We start from the raw sequence: 22,754 nt of genomic DNA, 5'->3' as shown, positions 1-22,754 counted from the left end.
ACAGGTGGATTATCCGAGCGATTTGCTCAGCGGACCTCTACTTCCCGGAACACCACGCCATCCAGTTCCAGGCGCTTCACCGCCTCCACCAGTCGCTCGCTGGCGACGATGCAGCCGGGCGCATCGCGGAAGCGGAAGACGTCTACGTCCTGGGGGAGCGAGGAGGCGTCGAGCCAGAACTTCTTCGGGAGATGGTTCTGGTGGCTACCGCAGGAGGGGCAGATGGGCTTGTGATCTGGCGGAATGCACCCAGGATGGAACTGGCCATGCAACTCCAGTTGCAGTTCCAGCAACTCCGGATGCTTCTTCTGCCGGAAGCGGATCTTGACGGGGCAGCCCTTGAGGCCGCGCATGCCGGCCTCCTGTAATTGCTCGAGCGCCTCGCGGCGCGCGTAGAGCGTCCAGGGATTCTGCATGAAGAGCTGGCCGAAGTACCCCAACCCCGAGCCTTCCACCGGACCAAAAGCTGCCCCCGGTTCCAACCTGGCCCAGGTGGGAGCGAGTGGACGTACCAATTCACGCAGCCGGACGAACTCCTCATAGGGGACCGGCTCTGGTTCATGAAACTTCTCGCGCTCCGGGAGGACGGAGATGTCCACGCAGGGATAGTGAAGCCCTCCAAGAGCGCCACCCAGGCGGCAGGTCGGACATGGGTGGGACCAGTCCACGCCGGGTAGGCCCCACTTGTGTCCGGCGTTGAGGTTTCCCGTATAGCGGGGAGCGTCGTCGCCTGTGACTTCATAGAACTTCAAGCGTTTCTTCCTCCAACTCGCTCAGCCATCAGTCAGCGAAGAGCTGGGGGCCCGGCGATACAACCTGGTGACCGTAAGGAACGATGGGACCAACGATGTCGAAGCGATAGGCCAGCTCGAAGGCTTTGCGCATCATTTCCTCCGGAGGCACTCTGCGGCCGAGGTTCGCGTTCATGAACTGTCGCCATGCCGTGTTCCACAGGCCACCGTTCGCGCCACGATGAATGCGCAGGTGCACCTGCTCTGGGATGGCCATCGTCCATGCGTGGACGTCAATGCCACTGTTCTTGAACCATTGCCTGAACTCCTGCGCCTGGGGGAACAGGTGGTGCTTGATCAGCGTTCCTTCGAGCCGGGGAAAGGCTGGGAGGAAGCCATGCCGGTAGCGGAAATGGAACGTCATCCGGGGCCGTGCATCGTCCCGAAGCCCCGCGCGCCTCCAGTTACGCTGGGTGCTGGGACTCCGCATGGGCGGGCGATAGCGCGCTAACTCCGCACCGTGCGCCAGAGAGGCCTGTGCCACGGCCTCCGGGTCCACGTCCTCACAGCTGAAGACGCCGCATTCGCCCTCGTCGCATGCGAGCACGACGCACTGGTCAGCGCTCGGGGCTTCGCATGCGGTGGGGTCGTCTCGCTGCGGGTCCTCCCACGTGTGCGTTGCCGGTGAAGGAGCAGCGCACGCGGACAGCAGTAGGACGGCAAGAAGGACAGATCGAAGGGGCGGGGGCGGTCTGGTCACGGCTGCACGGAAGTGTACCGGTTCCCCCGGCGCAGAGAGCGGTAGACCCTCACCCCAACCCTCTCCCAGAGGGAGAGGGGGGGCTACTTTCGGAGCAGGGTGCCCTCGAAGAAGAAGGCGAGGGCGGCGGCCACGATGAGCCACGTCCACAGCGGCACGGGCGGGCGCTCCGCATCCGAGCTCGACGCCTTCACCGTCTCCTCGCCGAAGTGCGCCGACAGCGCGTCCTGGGGCAGCCGGCTCAAGTCGCTCTCGGCCGGGTCGAGTGTCGCCGCGAAGGCCAGCGCACTCACCGGCTGGCCATCCGCGCCCAGCACCGAGAACGTACCCGGCTGCTCCACTGGACCCACCACCACCGTGCCGTCCGGTTGCGCCTTGTGCGGCACCTCCGCTCCGTCCGGTGCCTTCACGGCCGTCACCTTCTGCGTGCCCTCGGGCCTCAGCTCGAGCGTCTCGCCTACGCGCACCTTCTGCTCCTCGCGCTCCTCCAGCGAGCCTGCCAGGTACGCCGCGAAACGCTGCATCAACGGCAGGAAGCTGGTGCGGATGGGGAAGTCGCTCCAGTCGCGGTCCACCGTACTGGTGAAGAGCGCCACCCGGCCCTTGCCCCGCCGCGCCACCGCCACCGCGGGGGCTCCATCCTCGTACGTGGCCAGCACCTGGCTCGCGCCCTGGGTGGCTCCGCTTCCGTCGGCCTCCAGCAGCATGTAACGGTAGAAGCGAGCCCCCACGAGGCCCTCCTCGGCGCGTCCCGTGAAGGGCGCGAAGAGCGGATGCTCCACCTTCACCTGCGCCAGCTTCGCCGCCCGGCTGTCCGCGTCGGGGTCATCGCGCTCCACGCTGGTGCGCACCAGCCGCAGGTTGCGTGGCAGCAGCGCGCCCAGCCTCGTGTTGTACGCCTCCGGGTCCACGTGGTCGCCCACGCTGACGAAGAGGCCGCCGCCGTTCTCCACGAAGGCCCGTAGCTTCGCCGCATCCCCTTCGTCCGGAGCCGTCACGTTCAGCAGGTACACCAGGTCGTAGCCTGTGAGGTCCTCGCGCCACCCGGCCGCCGCGTCCCGCACCGCCACCTGCACCGGCGAGCCCGGTGCCGACAGGGCCGCCTCCATGAAGAAGGCCTCGTCCCGGTAGCGCGTGGCGTGCGGCGAGCCGTTCACCACCAGCGCCTTCAATGGCCTCGGCACCGTCAGCACGAAGGCCCGCCGGTCATCCTCGGCCAGCCCGTCTGGCGTCAGCATCCCCTGGCCCACCACGGTGCCTCCCTGCTGGAAGCGCACCGTCAGCGACTTCTGCGCCGTGCCGTTGGCCGGCACGTCCACGAAGCCCTTGCCCACCGTGGTCTCGCCCACGCGCACCGCTGCCTCCAGGTCCTTCAGCGGCGTCTCCGAGAAGTTCTTCACCGTGAAGGTGAACAGGAAGGCGCGCGGGCCCGCCTGCAGCGCCGGCTCCACCTTCAGGTCCACCAGCGCGTGGTTGGGCAGGGCGTCCTTGCCGTTGGCCGCGTCGCGCAGCACCACCTCGGGTCGCACCGCCTCGCCCGTGGGGCCCTTCACCGTGGGCGTTGGCGCCTCCAGGCGCATGGAGCCGGCCGTCAGGTCCGACACCACCACCAGGCGCTTGCCCTCCATGGGGCTCTCCTCCAACGAGCGCGCCGCCAGGTCCAGGCAGCGCGACAGGTCCGCCGCCCCATACGTGGGCTGGGCCTCGTCAATCACCTGGCGCAGCTTCGAGCGATCAAATCCCGGCGCCGCGGGCGGCAGGGGCGAGCCCGTGCACACCAGCACTGTCGCCGGCTCCTCGGGCCGCAGGTCCGCCAGTGCGTCGCGCGCCTCGTCCCGGCCGCGCTCGAAGAGCGAGGTCCCGTCCGACCAGCGCATGGACAGCGAGGCGTCCAGCACGATGGCCGTGGCCGCCGGGCCCTTCACCACCGCAGCTGCCTCTGTATCCCGCTTCAGCTCCGGCCGCGCCAGCGCCACCGGCAGCGCGAGCAGAATCAGCGTGCGCAGCGTGTACAGCAGCAGCCGCTTGAGCTTGAGCCGGCTCGCGGTGCGCTTCTGGCTGCGCAGCACGAAGGCCAGCGGCCCGAAGGGATGGGGCCGGGGCCGCCGTCGGTCGAAGAGGTGGATGAGCAGCGGAATGAAGGCCGCCAGGGCGCCCAGCAGCATCCACGGGTGTGCGAAGGTCACCGGCGCCTCCCGCGCTTGCCCAGGAAGCGCAGCAGCACGTCGTCCAGCCGCTCGTCGGTGCGCACCAACTCGTAGTCCACGTCCGCCTCCGCGCAGGCCGACTTCACGTTCGCCAGGAAGGCTCCGAACTCCTCCAGGTAGCTCTCCTTGATTTCCCGCGGATTCACTTCGATGCGGCCCTCGCCCTCCATGTCCAGGAAGAGCGTAGGGTCATCGAAGGGGAAGGTCAGCTCGGCCGGGTCCACCAGGTGGAACACCGACACGTCGTTCTTGCGCTGGCGCAGCGCGAGTATCCGCTTGAGCGCTTCCTGGTTCTCGTCGAGGAAGTCCGACAGCACGACGACGGAGGAGCGGCGCGGGAGCACCTCGGCGAGGTGGTCCGCGGCGGAGATGAGGTTCGTGCCGCCGTTGGGCGAGGTGTGCTCGAGCGCGTCCAGCAGCACGTTGAGGTGGCCGGCCGAGGCGCGCGGAGGCACATCCTGGATGCGCCCGTGCGTCATCACCGCGAGGCCCGCGGCGTCCTGCTGGCGCACCAGCAGGTAGCACAGCGCGCCGGCCAGCGTGGTGGCCACCTCCAGCTTGGAGAGCGCGCCGCTGCGGTAGCCCATGGAGGCGGACGCATCCACCACCATCACCGCGCGCAGGTTCGTCTCGTGCTCGAAGCGCTTGACGTAGTACTTGTCGAACTTGCCGTAGGCCTTCCAGTCCAGGTGGCGCAGCTCGTCACCGGGCGCGTACTCCTTGTGCTCGGCGAACTCCACGCTCTGGCCCTGGTGAGGGCTCTTGTGGAGGCCGGACAGCACCCCCTCCATCACCGCGCGGGCGCGCAGCTTCACGCCCTGCAGCCGGGCCAGTGTCTGGGAGTCCAGCATCATGCCCGGGTGCTATCCCTTCACCAGCGCGACGAGCTGATCCACCAGCTTCACCGAGGTGGTGCCCTCGCTCTCGGCGGTGAAGTTGGGCAGCACGCGGTGACGCAGCACCGGGCGAGCCACCGCCTTCACGTCCTCCACCGAGGCCACGAAGCGCCCATTCAGGATGGCGCGCGCCTTGGCGGCCAGCACCAGGTACTGGCTCGCGCGAGGTCCCGCGCCCCACGAGACGTTCTTCGCGATGAAGTCCGGCACCCCCGGCTCCTTGGGTCGCGTGTGGCGCACCAGCTCCACCGCGTACCGCACCACGTGGTCGGGCACTGGCACCCGGCGCACCAGCTCCTGCAGCGCCAGAATCCGCTCGGGTGAGAGGATCTTCTCCAGCGTGGGCTGCGAGCCGCCGGTGGTGGACTTGACGATCTCCACCTCTTCCTCGGCGGTGGGGTAGCCCACGTCCACCAGGAACATGAAGCGGTCGAGCTGGGCCTCGGGCAACGGATAGGTGCCCTCCTGCTCGATGGGGTTCTGCGTGGCGAAGACGAGGAAGGGCAGCTCCAGCGGGTAGGTGCGGCCGCCAGCGGTGACGCGGTACTCCTGCATCGCTTGCAGCAGCGCGGCCTGCGTCTTGGGCGGAGTGCGGTTCACCTCGTCCGCCAGGATGATGTTGGCGAAGAGCGGTCCCTTGAGGAACCGGAAGGCGCGGTGCCCGGTGGCCTTGTCCTCCTCCAGGATGTCCGTGCCGGTGATGTCCGAGGGCATCAGGTCCGGGGTGAACTGGATGCGGTTGAAGGACAGGTTGAGGACGTCCGCCAGGGTGGAGATGAGCAGCGTCTTGGCGAGGCCAGGCACGCCCACGAAGAGACAGTGGCCGCGGGCGAAGAGCGCGATGAGCAGGTGCTCGACCACGTCCCGCTGCCCCACGACGCGCTTTTCGATCTGCGCGAGAATCTCGGCCTTGGCCTGGGCGAGCTCCGCGACGGCCTGAAGGTCCTCGCTGGTGGCTTCCGGTACCGGTGTCGGGGAAATGGGGGCGGCGTTTTGCATGAGAAGCGTTCTCTTAATCTCGGGCGGCGCGCGGTCCAAGGGGGTCTCAGGGGGAGCAACGCACGAACGTGGGATGCCAACCGTTATAGAGGGCTCGTATTCCTGCATTGGACGTTCGTCCACCCCTGGACACCCTCCGGCCGGTTCCCTACCCCCCAGGGGGGTTCGGATGGACCCCGGGCCAGGGGGATGCCGGAGCGAATGACCCCATTACCTTCCCCCGGTTCGTCCCTCTGGTCCCCTCTGGCCGGAGGGGTGGGGGAGCATGCATGCACCGAGAGTCAGGAGTACACACCCACCGCCCTTGGAGGTGGCTCGTTCCTACCGCGTTGCTGGCACTGGCCACAGGATGTGGTGGGGCGGATGGTCCTACCAATCCAGGTGGGTCCCGGGGCGAGACCCACCGTGAGGGGGAGGAGACGGGCTCCAATCCGGTTGCCTCGACGCCCCCCGAGCCACCTCCCGTGCTTCCGACGGAGACAGGGGCGCCTGCTCCAGAAGCGGGCTCCGAGCCTCGGGGGAGCTCTTCCTCATCGGCAATGCCTTCCTGTACCCGCTGGACTTCGGCCTGGGCGAGGCCAATGACGGCTTCCTCGCGAAGTTCTCCGGGGATGGCCAGCCCCTCTGGCAGCGGCGCGCGGGACAGGGTGGCCAGCTGTGGCGGCACGTTGAGCGCGTATGCGCCCGAGGGGGTGCAACGGGATGAGCGCACGTTGCCACCCGGTGATTGCCCCGAGGAGGACTGCCCGGTGGCGGGGACCACGCTGGACTTCGCCCCGGGCCAGGGCCTCACCCTCGCGGGCTACCAGCGCCATGGTGGGGCTCGCGCAGGGGCGGCGTGGGACCAGGAAGCCTTCCTGCGGCTGCTCGCTCCGTGAGCTGTCCACCGCTCCGTGTCGCGATTTCCCAGAAGGTTGAAAGAATCTGATGGGTCCTGCGGGTGGGATGCGTGGGCCTGGGTCATCCATGTGCGTACCTGGCGCGGGAGCGCGGCAGGCAGGGGAGCGGGGTCGGAGAGAAAGACTTGAGCGGGACACTCTTACCCGCGACAGTCAGACGCTATGGATCAGGGACGGCGCGCCGCGGACCGCAAGGCCGTGGGTCTGCTGGTAAAGCTCAAGCACACGGACATCGGCAGCTTTGTCGAGGAGTTCGCCGTCAACATCAGCCCCGGGGGCATGTTCATCCGCTCGCGCGAGCCGCAGCCGGTGGGTACCCCGGTGAAGTTCGAGGTGCGCATTGCCGATGGCCTCCGGGTGATGAAGGGCTCGGCGGTGGTGCGCTGGGTGCGGCCGCCCGAGGACCTGTCCGGGCCTCCGGGCATGGGCATCCAGTTCACGGAGCTGGACGCGCCCTCCCAGTCGCTCGTCGATCGGATGCTGCAGCGCAAGGGCGAAGTCCCCGTGGCGATGCCCGTGAGCGCGCCTCCGGCCGTGAGGCCACCGGCCGCGCCGGCGACGGCGCCCATGCAGGGAATTCCCTCCGTGGCGCCCGTTGCCCCCGGTACGCGGCCCGTCCCCGGTGCCCGCCCGGCCGAGTCCTTCGCTCCGCCTCCACCGCCGCCGATCACCGCCGTCGACATTCCGATCGACGAGCTCGTCGCCGCCACGCTGCCGCCCGAGAGCCCGAGGGCCGAGGCTCCGCCTGCCGCGAAGCCACCCCCGCGCCAGCGCAACAGCATGCAGGAGTTCGACCTGGCGGACCTCTCGGCGGCGGCCACGTCCGGGCCCGTCTCTCCGCCGCAACCCGTGCGCACGGGCCAGGCCAGCAGCGCGGTGGAGCTCGAGCTGGAGACGTCCGACGACGACGAGCCGCTCGAGTTCGCGCGGCCTGTCGCGGGGCAGCCCTTCAGGCCACCGGCGAGGAAGCCCGCGCCGCCTGCTCGCCCCGCGGCTCCGGCACCTCCGCCCGCTCCAGCACCGCCGCCCAGGGCCCAGGCACAGCCGACGGCACCGCAGCTCACTCCGGCGGCGAAGCCGGCCGCGCCACTGCCTCCCGAGCCCAAGAGCTCTCCGGGACAGGTGCGCACCGTCTTCCTCACGCCGCCAGCGAACATCGAGAGCAAGGGCCCGGTCATTGGCATCGACCTGGGCACCTCCAACTCGTGCGTGGCGGTGGTGACGAACAACAAGCCCATGGTGCTGCGCTCGCGCGAGGGCTACAACACCATCCCCTCGGTGGTGTCGCTCTCGACGCAGGGCAAGCTGCTGGTGAGCCACCGCGCGAAGAGCCAGGTGCTGCTGCGCCCCGAGCAGACCATCTACGGCGCCAAGCGCCTGGTGGGGCGTCCCTTCGACAGCGCGGTGGTGAACCAGGTCCGCGAGCGCTTCCATTACGAGATCATCCCTGACTCGCGAGGCCGGGCGGCGGTGCGGATGGGCGAGCACGTGCTGTCGCTGGAAGAGGTGCAGGGCATCATCCTGCGCGAGTGCAAGGAGTTGGCGGAGCAGCACCTGGGGCAGAAGGTGGAGCGCGCGGTGGTGACGGTGCCGGCGTACTACTCGGAGCCTCAGCGCGAGGCGGTGCGCCGGGCGGGGTGGATGGGGGGGCTGAAGGTGGAGCGGATTCTCAACGAGCCCACCTCGGCGGCGCTGGCGTACGGGCTCAACCGCGAGGTGACCAAGAGGGTGCTCGTCTATGACCTGGGAGGCGGCACCTTCGACGCGACCATCCTGCGCATTGACCGGAACGTGTTCGAGGTGCTGGCCACGGGTGGCGACATCTTCCTGGGCGGCATGGACTTCGACAACGTGCTGGTGGACCTGCTCTTGGAGCGCTTCCAGCAGCAGGAGAAGGTGAACTTCCAGGGAGATCGCATCGCGCTGTCACGGGTGACGGACGCGGCCGAGCGGGCGAAGGTGGCGCTCTCGGAGGCCAACTCCTACGACGTCCACATCCCGATGCTGATGATGGACGAGGCGGGTCAGCCGAGGGATTTGCACGTCACGCTCACGCGCGTGGAGATGGAGCGGGCGTGCCTGCCGATGGTGATGCGCACGCTGGACGTGGTGCGGGACGTGCTGCTGGACGCGAAGATGAGGCCGGGGGAGATCGACGACATCCTCATGGTGGGCGGGCAGGCGCGCATGCCGCTGGTGCGCGAGAAGCTGAAGGAAGTGTTCGGCAAGCCGCCGCACGCGGGAGTGAACACGGACGAGGCGGTGGCGCTGGGCGCGGCGCTGTACTCGAACGCGGTGGACAAGGTGAGCAGCGTGGTGCTCATCGACGTGTTGCCGATGACGATTGGCGTGGCGATGCCTGGAGGCGCGTTCACCCGGGTCATCGAGCGCAACACGCCGCTGCCGGCGCAGCGCTCGTTCGCGATCTCCACGACGCGGGACAACGAAGAGGTGATGGAGCTGTCCATCTTCCAGGGAGAGGACACGCACATCTCGGCGAACGAGTACCTGGGGACGGTGCGGCTGGAGGGCCTGCCGAAGGGTCCGAAGGGCTCGGTGCGGGTGGCGGTGACGCTGCGGCTGGACTCGGAGTGCGTGCTGCACGTGAACGCGCAGGAGTACTCGACGCGCAAGGAGATGAAGGCGACGTTGGCGACGCGCTACACGCCGGAGGAGCTACGGCAGCGGTTGGGCGTGGCCTCGGACGCGGCGCGAGCGGCGGAGGAGCGGCGGGGCCAGGACCTGAAGGAGCGCTCGGGCCGCTTCTGGGGCTTCCTGAAGAAGGTCGTGGGCAAGGCCTGAGGTGGTGTTGGGAGAGAATAAGGGTGCTTCCGCGGAGTTGTCGGGTTCCACGCGCGCGGTTGTTCGCTGGCTTCCTACTGTTGGCAGTCAGCGGCCAGCCAGGATGCACCGACAGCAACAGCGTTGTCGGGCGCATCACTCCCGAGCACTTCTGGTTCAAGACGACCGTCGAGGAGTCCGAGGTGCAACCGGGTGGATGGCGAGCCGTCTGTATCCACGCTCGCATCACAGAGGGTGATTCGGGGGCAACCTCCGTATGCAAATTCGAGGTCGGTCTACCGCTGCGAAATGGCCAGAGGGAAATCGGTTTGCGGACTGCCCAGCGGGACGCGGCGGAGATGGCCAATCGCGCAGCGTATAGGGTCCTCTCCAACGCCCGGCGGGGTGAAATGATGTTCACGCTGTGCAGCGAGTTCAAAACCCTCTACGACCTGATGCTCAAGGAGAAGCACCCGGGCGCCAAGGTAACCGCCTGTGTCTCCGATGACATCGAGATTGTCCCCTTCGACATCCCAAGGCCTTCCAACCCATGAGGGCATTCACGAAAGCGGAGCTCATTCGCATCGCGCACCACCACTACCCTCCCGGAAGCACCGTCTTCATCGACATCGACAGGTCCACTCCCGAATTCCAGCGGTTTTCTGCGGCCTGGAAGAAGGCGCTGACCTGGGCGCAATGGGCTTCTCTTCTCGGGGAGCTCAGGGCTGCATTTCCCGGCCGTCCCGTCGGGAACGTGACGCAGCCCGGTATGTCCGCCTGTCTCCGGTGTTGCGTGTACCTGGAGAGCCCTCTACCGGAGGGAGGGCGGGTTCTGACCCGTCTGGCGGGCGCCGTGAGCGTGCTCGCCCCGCTCTACCTCGTCTACGCCACGGTGCAACACATCCAGGCCGATGGCACCTGTACCCGGCCGCGGCTCTTCTGGCAGCCACCGGATGAAATCAGGCCATACGCGGAACTGCTCGTGCAGCACCTTGAGCGGGAACTCGACTGCCGACCATTCCCGCTCGAGCTGGCCAACGTGCCCGTTCCCGGCCGCTGCGTCTACTTCCTCAATGCGGGAGAACCCTCGTTGCTGGATGCTCTCCTCAGCAATGATCTGGGCAATCTGCCCTGAATCCGTGGGTCGGGGTTGGAGCCCGGCTCAGCTCCAACCCCAGGTCACTGCCTCAGCGGTTCTGGTACCAGGCCCAGCCCAGCCACTTGGGCGTCAGCGCGCAGCTCCACTTGCGGACGCGCACCGTGTAGTTGCCCGCGACGCTCGGGGTGAACTCACCGATCTCGTAGGTGTTGTCGAAGCTGGCCGAGCTGGCCACCACGCCGCCGGTGGGCGAGAGCACCTGCAGGTCCAGGTCGGCGCTCGGGCGGTTGGCGTAGCTGGCGTAGCTGGTGTTGGTGTCCCAGGTGATGACGACGCGGGCCGGACGGTTGGCCCACAGCGGCATGGTGGCGACAGTCGTCCACGTGGGCGAGGCGCAGCTGTAGCTGATGCCGCCCCAGTTGCCGTCCACCCCGCGAGCGACATCATCCGCCTGCGTGGTCACCACGGAGCCGGCACCCTCCAGCTCGCTCAGGCGCGTGGCGCCCTCCACGTTGTGCACGGCGGTGGCCATGAGGATGGCCTTGACGCTCTCGGGCCACACCTGGAGCGCGGTGCGCCGCTGCATCAGCTGCGCCGTCACGCCCGTGACGGCCGGAGCCGAGAAGCTGGTGCCGGAGGTGGTGTGCAGCCACGGCGAGGCGCCATTCAGGGTGGTGATGTTCTCACCGGGCGCGGCCAGCTCGGGCTTCTCCCGGTCCCCGTAGGTGGACGCCGGGTCCAGACCGCTGCTGAAGCTGCTCATCACGTCCCCGCTCCACAGGACGGTGTTCTGGTCCTTGAAGCTGCCCACGCTGATGAGGTTGTAGCCGCGCGCGGGGCTGGCGACGCGGACGTTCCAGCCACTGTTGCCGGCGGAAGCCACCACCGTGCGCCAGCGGTTCTGCACCAGGTCGTCGTAGTAGCGGTCCATGGTGCCCGGCTGGGTGCCGGCGGTGCTGCCGAAGCTGAGGTTGAAGACGCGGGCGCCCCAGTTGGAGGCGCGGTTGGAGGCCGCGGTGAGGCCGCTGGTGGAGCCGAAGCAGTCTCCGCCGAGGTAGATGGAGGAGTTGGGCGCGATACCCTTGTGCGTGGTGTGCCTGCTGGCGATGACGCCCACCACGGAGGTGCCGTGCCAGTGCAGGCAGCTCCCCGTCAGGTCCTGCGTAATCGGCGGCATGTACGGGTTGGTGGTGTGGGCCCGGCCGCCCACCTCGATGACGCCCACCCTCACGCCGGAGCCCGTGATGCCAGCGTTCTGCACCAGGTCCGACTCGATGGTGGCCCGCGCGACATCCATGGTCGGCTCGGCGAACCGCGCCGCGTCCACCTCGGTGATGTCGTCCCAGCGCGCGATCTCGCGGATGGTGTCCGGCTTGAGGGTGACCTCCACCACGGGGGCCTCCTCGTCGGCCGTGGCCTGGTAGCCCATGGCCGCGAACCGCTCGAGCAGCGGCTTCGTGGCCGCGCTCACCACCTCGCGCCGCCAGGACTGCTGCTGCTGGTAGACGCTGTCCACGTCGGCGGGCTGCAGGTCCTTGTTGGCCTCGGGGCGCACGAGCCCCTCTCCCATCGTGCTGGGCTCACGGGCCCAGATGGCGACCTTCAGCTCCTGGTCCGGGGGCAGCTTGGCCAGGTCCTCCAGCAGGCCCGTGGAGATGCGCCCGTTGCGCTCCACATAGCGCGTGTCCTCCTGCTCGTTCAGCTTGAGGGCATCCACCTCCACGGCGTTCGGATCCAGCGCCACACCGGCCGTCTCGCCCTGGGGGCTGCTCCCCTTGAACTGGTAGGTGGTGAGCCCCTGCCCCGGATAGGCGACGGCCACCGCGCTCAGGATCTCGATCTCCGACGCACTGGCGCCGGTACGTGCGGCGATGATGGAGCGGGCCTTGTCCTGGATGGACTGCGGAATTTCGCTCGTCTGAGCGAAGGCACTGGTGGACAGCGTCAGGGCAATGGCCAACGGAAGCCGGTTCATGGGGTTCTCCAAAAGCAGAGAGAGGAGGTCTGCCTGCTCCAGCGGGAATTGCAGGGACCGTGCCGGAGCGCCTTCAGAGAGGAGGACACGAGCCGCGTAGCCTGAAGGGCAACACGGGACGAGGGGGTGCTGTTGCCTTGTCGGCCACGGCGCCTCCGATGGCGCTGATTCAGGCTTCGCGCGGGGCCTGGAGGTAGGGGAGCTCCAGCGTGAACGAGGCCCCTTGCCCCGGCCCATCGCTGTGGGCCCTCAATGCACCCCCCAGCTCTTGGGCCGCCAGGGCACTGGAGTGCAGACCAAAGCCGTGCCCCTCGTCACGGGTGGTGAAGCCGTACCGGAAGATGCGCACGAGCATCTCCTGAGAGATGCCCACCCCGTTGTCTCGGACCTCCAGGCGCACCTGCTCGCCAGTGCGCTCCAGCTTGACGGTCAGGCGCCGCTCGTCCGGGTTGGCACCCGTCAGGGCATAGCTGGCGTTGCTGATCAAGTTGACGAGGATCATCAGCACCTTGTGCTTGTCGGTCAGCACGGGCGGGAGCGAAGTCAGCTGCCGCTGCACCTGAACCCGGTGATGGGCGAGCCCACTCGCGTTGATGCGCAGCGCGTCCTCTACCAGTTCCTCCAGCCGCACGGGCTCGTGCACCCGGGGCGTGCGGGCGTAGTTCTGCTGCACCTTGACGATGTCTCCGATGTGCTCGGTGTACCGGCCCACGTCCTCGAGCAGCGAGAGCAGCTGCTTGCGCTCATCCAGGAGATTCTGTCCCAGCTTGCCGAGGAAGGGCGCCACATGTCGGCCGCGCTCGTCCTGAGTGAGGAAGGCGCTGGCGTCGGCCTGATGCTCCTGGAGCATGGCCGCCACCCGGCCCACGTGCTCGAGCCGCATCTGACCCACCCGCTCCCGGGCGATCTGGGCCGACGTGTAGACGCTGTTGAGCACGTTGCCTACGTTGTGCAGCACGTTGGTGGCGATCTCCGCCATGCCCGCGCGCCGAGCCGTCTGCTCGAGCCGACGGTGGACCTCCCGCAGCTCGCGGGTGCGCTCCTCGACCCGCTGCTCCAGGCTCTCGTTGGCCTGGCGCAGGGCTTCTTCGCGATGCTGGACCTTGTCGGCCATCAACCGGATGGCGCGAGCCAGCTGCCCCAGCTCGTCCTCGCGCGAGGTGTCCAGCTCGACATGGAAGTCACCGGCGGCCACCCGGTCCGTGGCCTGGGTGAAGGCCAGCAGCGGGCGGGTGAGCTGCCGCTTGAGTACCCAGGACATGATGGCCAGCTCCAGCAGCAGCGCGACCATGCCCACCAGCAGCACCTGGCGCGCGGCGTGGAACGCGGGCTGGGACACCACGCTTTCGGGCAGCACCGTGACGAAGTTCCAGCCGGGACCCTCGAGCCGGGACATGCCGAGGTACTCGTCGTGCTCCGGGAGCTCCGCCACCGCCTGGCCGGGCGGGTTGTTGCGCACCTTCTCGAAGATGCTCCGCAGGTTGCGCTGCTGCTCCTCGGTGACGCTGGGGCCGTCATGATTCTGCCCGGCGGTGCCCGGGATGTAATAGATGCCCGTGTTGCCCTCCCGGGTGAGCTGGGGATGGGCGATGAGCTGCCCGTCGTCGCGGAAGAGCAGGTTGTACGCGCCAGGCAGGTGGTCATTGATGGTGCGGGTCATCAACTCCTGGATGAGCACGTCGTGGCCAATGGTCGCGACATGGCGGCCGTTCAAGTCCAGCGGCGTGGAGACCGAGACCATCCAGCTCTTGTCCACCGGATCCGAGTAGATGCCGCACCAGACCGTCCCTCGCTTGGGGTTCTTGCCGGGCAGGCTCAGCTCGTAGAACTCCAGCGGCATGAACGACATGTCGCGCTCGGCGTCATGAATCCACGTGGGGCGCTCGGGCCAATAGAGCACCAGCACGTCCTCCGGCAGCACGACGTAGGTGTTGGTGAAGCGCGTGTGAAGGGCAGGCCCGTATTGGGTGAGCACGTCATACGCCGCCAGGATGCGCTGGCGCAGTCCCGCGTCGAGCTGGACGCCCTTGGGCACGATGACGCCCGCCATTCTCGTGCCGTCGAAGACCTCGGGGCGGTTACGGATGCTGCCGTCGGGCAACCGGACGAAGAGGGTGTCGAAACGCGCGCCCACGTCCTCTCCCTGGAGGGCGTGGAACCGTTCCGTCAGGGCCTTCAGGAGGACGGCGTGGTTGTCCTGCGCCAGCACGAAGATGCCCTGCTCGCGCTGGCTGCGCTCCACGACGTACCGCTCCAGCCTCGCCAGGTTCTCGGCCCGCACCGAGTGGAGCACGTGCAGGTAGCTGAAGAGAGTGGCCAGGGCGACAACTCCCGCGATGCGTACCCCCATCTGCAGAAGTGTCGACCGGGACAGCGAGGTGGAGGGACGGCGGGAGAACGGCATGGCGCGGCCTGTCTCGAGCGGAAGTTTTCGCTACTTGACAGTACGCCTTCCTTTGACTCCCAAGCATTGAGAAAACCCTCGATTTCCCAAGGGTAATCGTGAGTGGAGGAAATGATTCGTGGGGGTGAAGGCAACCAACTGCGTCATGCACCGATAATTCAGGTGTAACTCCTACATGCCGCCCGAAGCGCGAGGTTGCCACCATGACGACTCTCTCCAAGCTCTCCAGCCCGTCCGTTCAGGTGAAGGCCTCGCGTCCCACTGAGGTGGCGGCTCCCAAGGCTCCGGCCGCTCCCGCCGCGGTGCGCGCGGAGGTGGGCCGCCCGGTGGATGGCTTCGACCCGGCGCCCGCACGCTCGAAGTTCGTGGACCGTCCCACGGGACAGCGCCCCGAGGCGCAGCCACTCGGACTGCTGTCGAACCCGTCCGTGGCGCCGCTGTCCACCCCGCGCACCACGGAGGTCTCCGACGCGGTGGCCTCCAAGCCCAAGCCCACGGGGGCGCCCGTCATCGCCGTGTTCGACGGCGGCGTGGACGCGAAGCACACGGACCTGGATGGGGCCATGTGGACCAACCCGGGCGAGGTGGCGGGGGATGGCATCGACAACGATGACAACGGCATCAAGGACGACCTCCACGGCTTCAACGTGGGCTTCAACTCGGGTGACTTGCTGAAGGGCGAGGGCGCGGATCACGGCACGCACGTGGCGGGCATCATCGCCGCCGAGGACAACGGCGAGGGCAACACCGGCGTGGCCGCGGGCAAGGCGCAGATTCTGTCGGTGGGCGGCCTGTACGACGGGAAGGATCTGCTGACGAACTTCGAGCGCGCGGTGGACTACGTGGTGGACATGAAGTCCAAGGGCGCCAACATCCGCGCGGTGAACGCCAGCTTCGGTGACGAGTTCCGGGACGCGGCCTCGCAGGAGCGCTGGAAGGCGTCGGTGCAGAAGCTGGCGGACGCGGACATCCTGCTGGTGGCGGCCACCGCGAATGGCCACGGCAGCAACATGAACAAGGTGGCGGACTTCCCGGCCAACGTGGACCTGCCGAACGTCATCACCGTGGCGTCCATGGACAAGAACAACGACAAGCTGGCGAGCTACTCGTCGCATGGCGACAAGGTGGTGGAGCTGGCCGCGGTGGGCGAGGACGTGCTGAGCACCGTGCCGGGCAACCGCTGGGAGGAGATGAGCGGCACCTCCATGGCCACCCCGCGCGTGGCGGCTACCGCGGCGCTGATGTTCGCGGAGAACCCGGACCTGACGGCCGCTCAGGTGCGCGACATGCTGGTGAAGACGGTGGCGCTGGACCCGGACCTCAAGGGGAAGGTGAGCACCGGCGGCAAGCTGGACCTCGAGGCCGCCGTGGCTGCTGCCCGCGCTTCGGCCGCCTCCTCCCGGCCCAACGCGGCCTGAGCCACGGGTCCTCAGTGCTCCTGGGGTGGCTACTCCTCGGGAGCCCGCGTCTCTGCCCCGGGGCGGGACCGTGAGTCGGGAGGCATGAGCCGCCCCTGTTGATGCACTCCGCGGAGCTCCGCGCTCCTCCAGGGCCAGTGCCCCTCGAGCTCCACGGCGAGGGTGAAGCTCAGGAAGGTGCGGATGAGCACGATGAGCCCGAGCACGATGACCCCCTCCCGCGTGGGCTTCTCACTGACGGTGCGAATGATGTCGGCGGCGACGAGCAGCTCCAGCCCAAGCAGGATGGAGCGGCCGACCTTCTCCCGGAAGCTGCGGAAGGCATGCTCACCTCCGCCAGGGCGGTACTGGACCGCCACCAGCCCGAGCGAGATGATCGTGCCCACCACCATGACCGCCACGCCCCCTCCCTCGAAGAGGAGCGCTGAGCGCGACACCCACGCTGTGAAATCCATGACAGCCACCATCCCCGTGTGCTTGTTCAAGGCTTAAGCACGCACCCTCTGAACAACCACCGTCCCGCCGGCTGGGATGTCGATTCCTGGCCGGTCCAAAGGGCTGGAGGGTGGCTGCAATGGAGCCGTTCCGGAGAGGACGAGGTCGTGCGGCGCGCGGCCCGGTGTGCCGTCCTGTCAGGCGACCGGTGACGGGCTCGCGGGTGGACCATGGGGCGGGTGCACGGGGGCCGGGTGCTCGGCCACGCTGCGGAAGTACGTGAGCGTCTCCCGGAGGCCGTCCTCGAGCCTCACCCGAGGCTCCCATCCGAGCAGCTTGCGCGCCCGGCTGATATCCGGCTGGCGCTGGTTGGGCTCGTCCCCGAGCAGTGGCTTGAAGCTGATGCGGCGTTGCCCGCCCATGGCCGCGCGCATGGCCTCGGCGAACTGGAGGAGGGTTGTCTCGCGCGGGTTGCCGAGGTTGATCGGCTCCTCCACCTCCGACATCGCCAGGCGCACGAGGCCGTCGAGGAGATCCGACACGTAGCAGAACGAGCGCGTCTGGCTCCCGTCGCCGAAGATGATGAAGTCCTCGCCCCGGAGGGCCTGCCCCAGGAAGGCAGGCACCGCGCGCCCGTCGTTGAGCCGCATGCGGGGACCATAGGTGTTGAAGATGCGGACGATGCGGGTGCGCACCCCGTGCGCGCGCCGGTACGCCGCCACGAGGGCTTCCCCGTAGCGCTTGGCCTCGTCGTAGCAGGAGCGCGGGCCGATGGGGTTCGACTCTCCGCAGAGCTCTGATGTCGAGGCCTGGAGGAACACCGCGTCCTTCTGGTGCGCCAGCCTGAGACCGTTCTCGGTGCCGAGCGCGCCCACACGCAGCGTTTCGATGGGCAACCGCGCGCAGTCGATGGGCGAGGCCGGCGAGGCCATGTTGAAGACGTAATCCACGGGGCCGCTGAAGCTGAACGGCTCGGTGATGTCGTGGTGCAACGACATGAAGCGCTTGTTCATCCGGAGGCCGGCGAGGTTGCGCTCATCCCCGGTGATGAAGTTGTCGAGGCTGATGACCTCGGAGGCCCCATCAGCGAGCAACCGTTCACACAGGTGCGATCCGAGGAATCCCGCCCCGCCCAGCACGACGACCCGTTTCCCATGGATTCGATTCATGGCGGGGAGGCTGGGCTCGCCCGCGGCTCCCAGGGAGCGGTGGCTGCTCACGCCGCTGACCCCGGGGTTGATTGCCCGACATGCCAGGAAGGACCGCGTACGGCAGAAAGCAGCGAGGCCGTTCTGCGGTACACGGCGCTGACCTCATGCCACCTCGCGTCCTCACATTCCGAGAGGAGTGGCGGAGACAACGGCGGCTGGAGGCGCGAACGGTCACTCTGGAGGCAGCGGCGTGTACGTGCCTCCCCGGGACTCCACGGCTTGCCGGATGGCCTGCTCGAACGCCTCGCGTTGGTTGAACATGCGGATGCCACCCAACGTGATGCTGGCCATCGTCACGCCCATCTCCACCACGCTCGCGCTGAACAGCACATTGAGCGACTCGAGCCGGGACATGAGGCGCAGGCCCAGCTCCGTCAGCTCGGTCCGCGCCTCGGTGGTGTAGAGCTTCATCTCGTGCCAGTCGTGGAAGATGTGCATCTTCCCCAGGTTGCTGGCGGCGAAGTCGTTGATGACCGTCACGGCGACCCGGGAGAACTCACCCTCGAACAGCGCTCCGCGGAACCTCAAGACGAGGACATGAGGGGCGGGCTGCCAGAGACGCAGCTCCCCGTTGGGGGAGGTCCACGTCCTGGTTCCATTCGCGAGCGACCGGGAGAGCATGGCGGGGTGGCGAGTATGGCACGCCTTACTCGGCGTACAGCGTCACGCCGAGTCCGGGTCGGAAGGTTCCGATGACGAGGGTGTCCGTGTTGGACATGGTGGCCAGGCCCAGCATCAGGGTCGTGCTCACCGAGAGCTGCGGAGCGAGCCAGTACTCCAGGCCGCCACCGGCCGCTCCAGGTGGAGCGGGCCTCGGATGGCTGAGGCTCTACCCTGCGTACGAGGTAGCTCGTACGGTCCGCGCGGTGCCTGGCCGCTCAGCGCAGCTTGCGCCGCAGGTGGTTGAGCAGATCGATGCGGGTGATGAGGCCGATGAACTCCTCGCCATCCACGACAATGGGCACGAAGCCCTTGTCGAGCAGCGGGAGCAGCTCGCGCACCGGCGTGCGCACGTCCACGGTCTGCAGGCGCGTGGTCATGATGTCGCGCACCGGCAGGCGCAGACGCGTCTCGTCGTCGATGGCCGCGAGCAGCAGGTCCGACTCGTCGATCATCCCCACGATCTTGTTGCCCTCGAGCACCGGGAGCTGGGAGACCTCGTAGAGCTTCATGCGTCCGTAGGCGACGAGCAGCGTGTCGTTGGGGGACAGGGTGACGACGGCCCGCTCGGCGTAGCGGCGGGTGATGACGTCGCGCAGATCTCCATGGGCCTGGCGAGGCAGGAAGCCCTGGTCCGCCATCCAGAAGTCATTGAACATCTTCGACAGGTACTTGTTGCCGCTGTCGCAGACGAGGGTGCACACGCGCTTGGGCGTGGTCTGCTCGCGGCAGTAGCGCAGCGCCGCGGCGATGAGCGTGCCGGAGGACGAGCCCGCGAGGATGCCGGCCTTCCTGAGCAGCAGGCGCGCCGTCTCGAGGCTCTCCTTGTCGGAGATGGTGTAGGCCTTCTTCACCCGGGAGAGGTCCGCGTTGGGCGGGAGGAAGTCCTCGCCAATGCCCTCGACGACCCAGGAGCCGGCCTTGCCCATCTTGCCCGTCTGCACGTACTCCGTGAGCACGGAGCCCTCGGGGTCCGCGAGCACCATCTCGCACTCGGGGAGGGCCTTGGCGAAGTAGCGCGAGAGGCCCGCGATGGTGCCGCCGGAGCCGACGCCACACACCATGGCGTCCACACGGTTGCCGAGCTGGGCGGCGATCTCCGGGCCGGTGGTGGTCTCGTGGGCCAGCGGGTTGGCGGGATTGGCGAACTGGTTGACGTAGAAGCCCCCCAGCTCCCGGGCGATGCGCTCGGCCATGTCCTGGTAGTAGTCGGGGTGGCCCTTCTCCACGTCCGAGCGGGTCATGACCACCTCGGCGCCGAGCGCCTTGAGGTGGAGCACCTTCTCCTGACTCATCTTGTCCGGAATGACGAGCGTGAGCCGGTAGCCCTTCTGCGACGCGACGAGGGCGAGGCCCAGTCCGGTGTTGCCGGCGGTGGCCTCGACGAGGTGCTTCTGGTGGGGGCCGAGCTGACCAGACTGCTCGGCGGCGGAGATCATCGAGAGGCCGATGCGGTCCTTGATGGAGCCACCGGGGTTGTGGCTCTCCAGCTTGAGGAACAGCTCGCACGGTCCGGTGTCGAGCTGGGTGACCTTCACCATGGGGGTGTTGCCGATGAGGCCAATGAGGTCGGTGGGAAGCGGTGCGGGGCGCATGACCGGCCACTGTACACGAGCGCGACCGGCCTCAGGGGGGACCCGGTGTGGTGTGCCGGGCCTCACCCCTGCGCTTGCGCCTAGCGCAGGCTGGCGGCGTCGAACACGAAGCGGTAGCGCACATCGCCCTTGAGCATGCGCTCATAGGCCTCGTTGATCTTCTGGATGGGGATGACCTCGATGTCGGAGGCCACGCTGTGCTTCGAGCAGAAGTCGAGCATCTCCTGAGTCTCGCGGATGCCTCCGATGAGCAAGACGGTTCGCTGACACGAGCGTGTGGAGCCGCAGTGAGCGGGTGGAGGTCCCTCTCAGCTGGGGCGGTTCTGGCTCCGAAATGAGACGTCGCTCGCGCAGGGACCTTGGGACACGAGGTCGATATTCCTCCCTAGCAGCCGTTCGAGGTGCTCCAGGACGGCGTCTTCCTTTGCGTCACCTTCCTCGAGCGAAGGCGTTACGCGCTGGAGCCATCCGGCCAGCCGGGCCTGACGCTCGAGTGAGGGCGTCGTGGAAACGGCCAACCGCGTGACGAGCCCAGCCCCGGTACGGTGCGCGATGAGCTCGGAGTCACCCGGCATCGGCTCCTGGTGGTAACCCGCACAGACCTTCCAGGTGTGCAGCCGTTTCGATAGGTCGAGGTGCGTGATGGCCAGTGCGTCGACTCCGCCCACCACGTCGAGCGCGTACCGGGCCAGCACCGCATCGAACCAGCCGTAACGGACATTCCCTTGCCACGCGTTGTGGATGTTGTGCTCGGACAACACCGGCCGGAGGCTTTCCGTCTCCGTAGGCAGCGGCCCCGCACCATGCCGGGCCACGTGGCTTCGCAAGACGCCAATCCGTTCCACGTCGGCGTCCAGCCCGCTCTCGGCAATCAGAGCCAGCGCATTCGCGGCGGTGCAGTTCGACCAGGTCGTGAACGGATGGAAACCATGCCACTCATCGAGCAGGACTCCCTGTGCCCCCTCGAACACTGTGGCTGGGGACTCCTTCATCCAGGCGCTCAGCATCGAATCGGGCACCACCAGTCCGAGCTTCACCAGGTGCGTTGCTTGTTCGAGCCACGCATCGATGACGCTCTCGTGCTCGAAGATGGCGCGTTCACGCTCTGCTTGTGCCCCCGCGGGACTGGCTCCCCACAGCGCCCGCATCTCCCCGTGTTTACGTTCGCGGATGCGCTGGAGCTTCCTTCGAGACAGGGCTGCATCGCGGAGGTCCCCGGCGAGCACCGTCTCCTCCGGATGCTCCAGTGCATCCTGGACGGTTTCCCCGACCCCAACGCCACAACTCCCATGTCGCGACTCACCGCGGGCGAGCTCGCGCAGACGGTTGGCGGATTGATGAAAGGGAGTGATGACGCGTGCGCGCTCACTGATGCGGATTCGCGAGAACACGTCACCTACGCCTTTGGCGCGCAGCGCCTCGCCTTCCACTCGTAAAGCCGTGGGGTGGATGACGACATGCCGGGACAGGAACGTCCGTACGCCTGGAACGAACGTTCCCGCACCGAACTGCGCGAAGGTGTGATGCCGGCCGTCGGGCGTGACGACGTTGTGCCCCGCCTGGGCGCCGCCGTTGTACCGCACCACGACGTTCGCCCCCGTCTGCCGCACCAGGAAGTCCGTCAGCAGCCCCTTCCCGCAGTCACCGAAGCCCAGGTCGATGACGATGGAGACGCGCTGCCCGCGCGGACCCTTCATTTGAAGACGCTACGGATGAGCTTCTGCAGGCCCCCCTCCTCCGTGGGAGACCCGGACAGGGCAGGGCCCCCAGTCCTTCCGAGCGCCTCGGCCAGGGGCGTCAGCGACCGGATGGTCGAGGCCAGCCGGTCGTTGGGCACGTTCGCCTCTCTCAGGACGCGGCTCAATCCCTCCACGTCCTTCACCAGTCCCTCGTACAGGCAGACGGCGCCCGCGGTCACGAAGCAGATGTCCTGGGGCGACTCCATGCACAGCACGTGGTCTCCGAGCAGGTCCCTCCACCGCCGCTCGCACTTGTTGCGGCGCTCCAGATCCGGGATGACGAAGAACGGCACGAAGGTCTTCTGCAGCTCGGCGACGATCTCCTCGGTCTTCAGGTCGTCGTCCACCCTGTCCCCGATGATTCCCTCGACGATGTGCTTGGACAGGCTCGGATAAGGCAGCTCGTCGCCCGTCATGAAGAGGTAGCCCTTCTTCTTCCGCTTCACCCAGCAGTCCATCTCCGTGTGCTGGGCCAGGAAGTAGAGGCCGAGCTCATACGTCTCGTGGCCCGTCCCTCCGCCTCCTCCCTCGAGGAAGCTCCAGGTCAGCCACTGGTCCATCAGCTCGGCGGTGGACTCGAACTGCCCCACCTGGAGCGGCGCGCTGTCGCTCGTCGCGTCCCCCACGGCCATGAAGAGGAGCTGGGGATCCGGCACCTTGCAGTCGGTGAGGACCTTCATGAACTTGGGCAGCAGCTGCGTGGCCAGCAGCTTGGGAATCGTCCCCATCGAGCCCGTGACATCGAGCGCGAAGACGACGCCCAGCGAGTTGGGATGCTCGGCGCTGTCGCGGCTCTCGCGAACGCGGACCCCCTTCGGGTTCATCAGCGGGTGGCAGGACTTCTGCGTGAAGACCTGCTGGGTGGGAAGCTGGGCGCGCCCGCGAAGGAGTGCCTCGTGTGCCTCGTTGCTGTAATTGCCGTGTCCCATCGTCAGTGCTCCTTCG

General features: G+C 67.8%; 18 protein-coding genes and 1 pseudogene. 5 read left to right on the top strand and 14 right to left on the bottom strand.

The genetic code is table 11. The annotated features are described in order from the left end of the window. Positions 1–26 precede the first annotated feature (26 nt). From sitI6 to OV287_RS47420, 5 genes are all read right to left on the bottom strand, one after another. Positions 27–752 carry a SitI6 family double-CXXCG motif immunity protein gene (sitI6, locus tag OV287_RS47440; RefSeq protein ID WP_267540679.1) on the bottom strand — a complete coding sequence of 242 codons (726 nt, stop codon included), beginning with the start codon at positions 750–752 and terminating at the stop codon, positions 27–29. 28 nt (positions 753–780) lie between these two features. Continuing rightward, the gene (gene sitA6 / locus OV287_RS47435; RefSeq protein WP_267540678.1) at positions 781–1,491 is read right to left on the bottom strand and encodes a SitA6 family polymorphic toxin lipoprotein; all 711 of its coding nucleotides are present in this window, start codon (positions 1,489–1,491) and stop codon (positions 781–783) included. 83 nt (positions 1,492–1,574) lie between these two features. Next, a complete protein-coding gene (locus OV287_RS47430; protein WP_267540677.1) occupies positions 1,575–3,677 on the bottom strand; it encodes a BatA domain-containing protein in 2,103 nt (700 codons plus the stop codon). Continuing rightward, a complete protein-coding gene (locus OV287_RS47425; protein WP_267540676.1) occupies positions 3,674–4,552 on the bottom strand; it encodes a DUF58 domain-containing protein in 879 nt (292 codons plus the stop codon). Before OV287_RS47425 ends, OV287_RS47430 begins: the two co-directional genes overlap by 4 nt. A 9-nt stretch (positions 4,553–4,561) precedes the next feature. Beyond that, positions 4,562–5,593 carry an AAA family ATPase gene (locus OV287_RS47420; RefSeq protein WP_267540675.1) on the bottom strand — a complete coding sequence of 344 codons (1,032 nt, stop codon included), beginning with the start codon at positions 5,591–5,593 and terminating at the stop codon, positions 4,562–4,564. Positions 5,594–6,204: 611 nt separating this feature from the next. Between OV287_RS47420 and OV287_RS47415 the strand changes: the two genes are divergently transcribed. The 4 genes from OV287_RS47415 to OV287_RS47400 all read left to right on the top strand — a co-directional run bounded on the left by OV287_RS47415 (position 6,205) and on the right by OV287_RS47400 (position 10,408). Continuing rightward, on the top strand, positions 6,205–6,471 hold the full coding sequence (locus OV287_RS47415; RefSeq protein WP_267540674.1) for a hypothetical protein: 267 nt from the start codon (positions 6,205–6,207) through the stop codon (positions 6,469–6,471). A gap of 183 nt (positions 6,472–6,654) precedes the next feature. Continuing rightward, complete coding sequence (locus OV287_RS47410; RefSeq protein ID WP_267540673.1) at positions 6,655–9,294, top strand: TIGR02266 family protein; 2,640 nt, start codon at positions 6,655–6,657, stop codon at positions 9,292–9,294. Positions 9,295–9,602: 308 nt separating this feature from the next. Continuing rightward, complete coding sequence (locus OV287_RS47405) at positions 9,603–9,827, top strand: hypothetical protein (RefSeq protein WP_267540672.1); 225 nt, start codon at positions 9,603–9,605, stop codon at positions 9,825–9,827. Continuing rightward, positions 9,824–10,408, top strand: a complete 585-nt coding sequence (locus tag OV287_RS47400; RefSeq protein ID WP_267540671.1) for a hypothetical protein — start codon at positions 9,824–9,826, stop codon at positions 10,406–10,408. The genes OV287_RS47405 and OV287_RS47400 overlap by 4 nt, the downstream gene beginning before the upstream one ends. A gap of 52 nt (positions 10,409–10,460) precedes the next feature. Here the strand turns inward: OV287_RS47400 and OV287_RS47395 are convergent, their stop codons facing one another. Further along, positions 10,461–12,347 carry a S8 family peptidase gene (locus tag OV287_RS47395; RefSeq protein ID WP_267540670.1) on the bottom strand — a complete coding sequence of 629 codons (1,887 nt, stop codon included), beginning with the start codon at positions 12,345–12,347 and terminating at the stop codon, positions 10,461–10,463. A 169-nt stretch (positions 12,348–12,516) separates the two neighbouring features. Continuing rightward, positions 12,517–14,751, bottom strand: a complete 2,235-nt coding sequence (locus tag OV287_RS47390) for an ATP-binding protein (RefSeq protein WP_267540669.1) — start codon at positions 14,749–14,751, stop codon at positions 12,517–12,519. Between the two features lie 203 nt (positions 14,752–14,954). Between OV287_RS47390 and OV287_RS47385 the strand changes: the two genes are divergently transcribed. Further along, a complete protein-coding gene (locus tag OV287_RS47385) occupies positions 14,955–16,169 on the top strand; it encodes a S8 family peptidase (protein WP_267540668.1) in 1,215 nt (404 codons plus the stop codon). A 29-nt stretch (positions 16,170–16,198) separates the two neighbouring features. Here the strand turns inward: OV287_RS47385 and OV287_RS47380 are convergent, their stop codons facing one another. From OV287_RS47380 to OV287_RS47350, 7 genes and pseudogenes are all read right to left on the bottom strand, one after another. After that, on the bottom strand, positions 16,199–16,624 hold the full coding sequence (locus tag OV287_RS47380; protein ID WP_267540667.1) for a DUF1622 domain-containing protein: 426 nt from the start codon (positions 16,622–16,624) through the stop codon (positions 16,199–16,201). Between the two features lie 177 nt (positions 16,625–16,801). Then, complete coding sequence (locus tag OV287_RS47375; protein ID WP_267540666.1) at positions 16,802–17,773, bottom strand: NAD-dependent epimerase/dehydratase family protein; 972 nt, start codon at positions 17,771–17,773, stop codon at positions 16,802–16,804. Between the two features lie 213 nt (positions 17,774–17,986). Further along, complete coding sequence (locus OV287_RS47370) at positions 17,987–18,343, bottom strand: hypothetical protein (protein WP_267540665.1); 357 nt, start codon at positions 18,341–18,343, stop codon at positions 17,987–17,989. Between the two features lie 350 nt (positions 18,344–18,693). Continuing rightward, entirely contained in the window at positions 18,694–20,070 is a 1,377-nt protein-coding gene (locus OV287_RS47365; protein ID WP_267540664.1) for a pyridoxal-phosphate dependent enzyme, read from the bottom strand. Positions 20,071–20,150: 80 nt separating this feature from the next. After that, positions 20,151–20,321: pseudogene (locus tag OV287_RS47360) on the bottom strand (NAD(P)-dependent alcohol dehydrogenase); the annotation flags it as partial. A gap of 57 nt (positions 20,322–20,378) precedes the next feature. Further along, a complete protein-coding gene (locus tag OV287_RS47355; RefSeq protein WP_267540663.1) occupies positions 20,379–21,767 on the bottom strand; it encodes an adenylosuccinate synthetase in 1,389 nt (462 codons plus the stop codon). Then, positions 21,764–22,738 (bottom strand): VWA domain-containing protein, encoded by a 975-nt coding sequence (locus OV287_RS47350; protein ID WP_267540662.1) that lies wholly within the window; start codon positions 22,736–22,738, stop codon positions 21,764–21,766. The genes OV287_RS47355 and OV287_RS47350 overlap by 4 nt, the downstream gene beginning before the upstream one ends. Positions 22,739–22,754: the final 16 nt, after the last annotated feature.

The sequence above is a fragment of the Archangium lansingense genome, from assembly GCF_026626635.1.
Taxonomy (GTDB): Bacteria; Myxococcota; Myxococcia; order Myxococcales; family Myxococcaceae; genus Archangium; species Archangium lansingense.
Note: the sequence above shows the minus strand (reverse complement) of the source record. Positions and strands in the feature narration are given on the sequence as shown.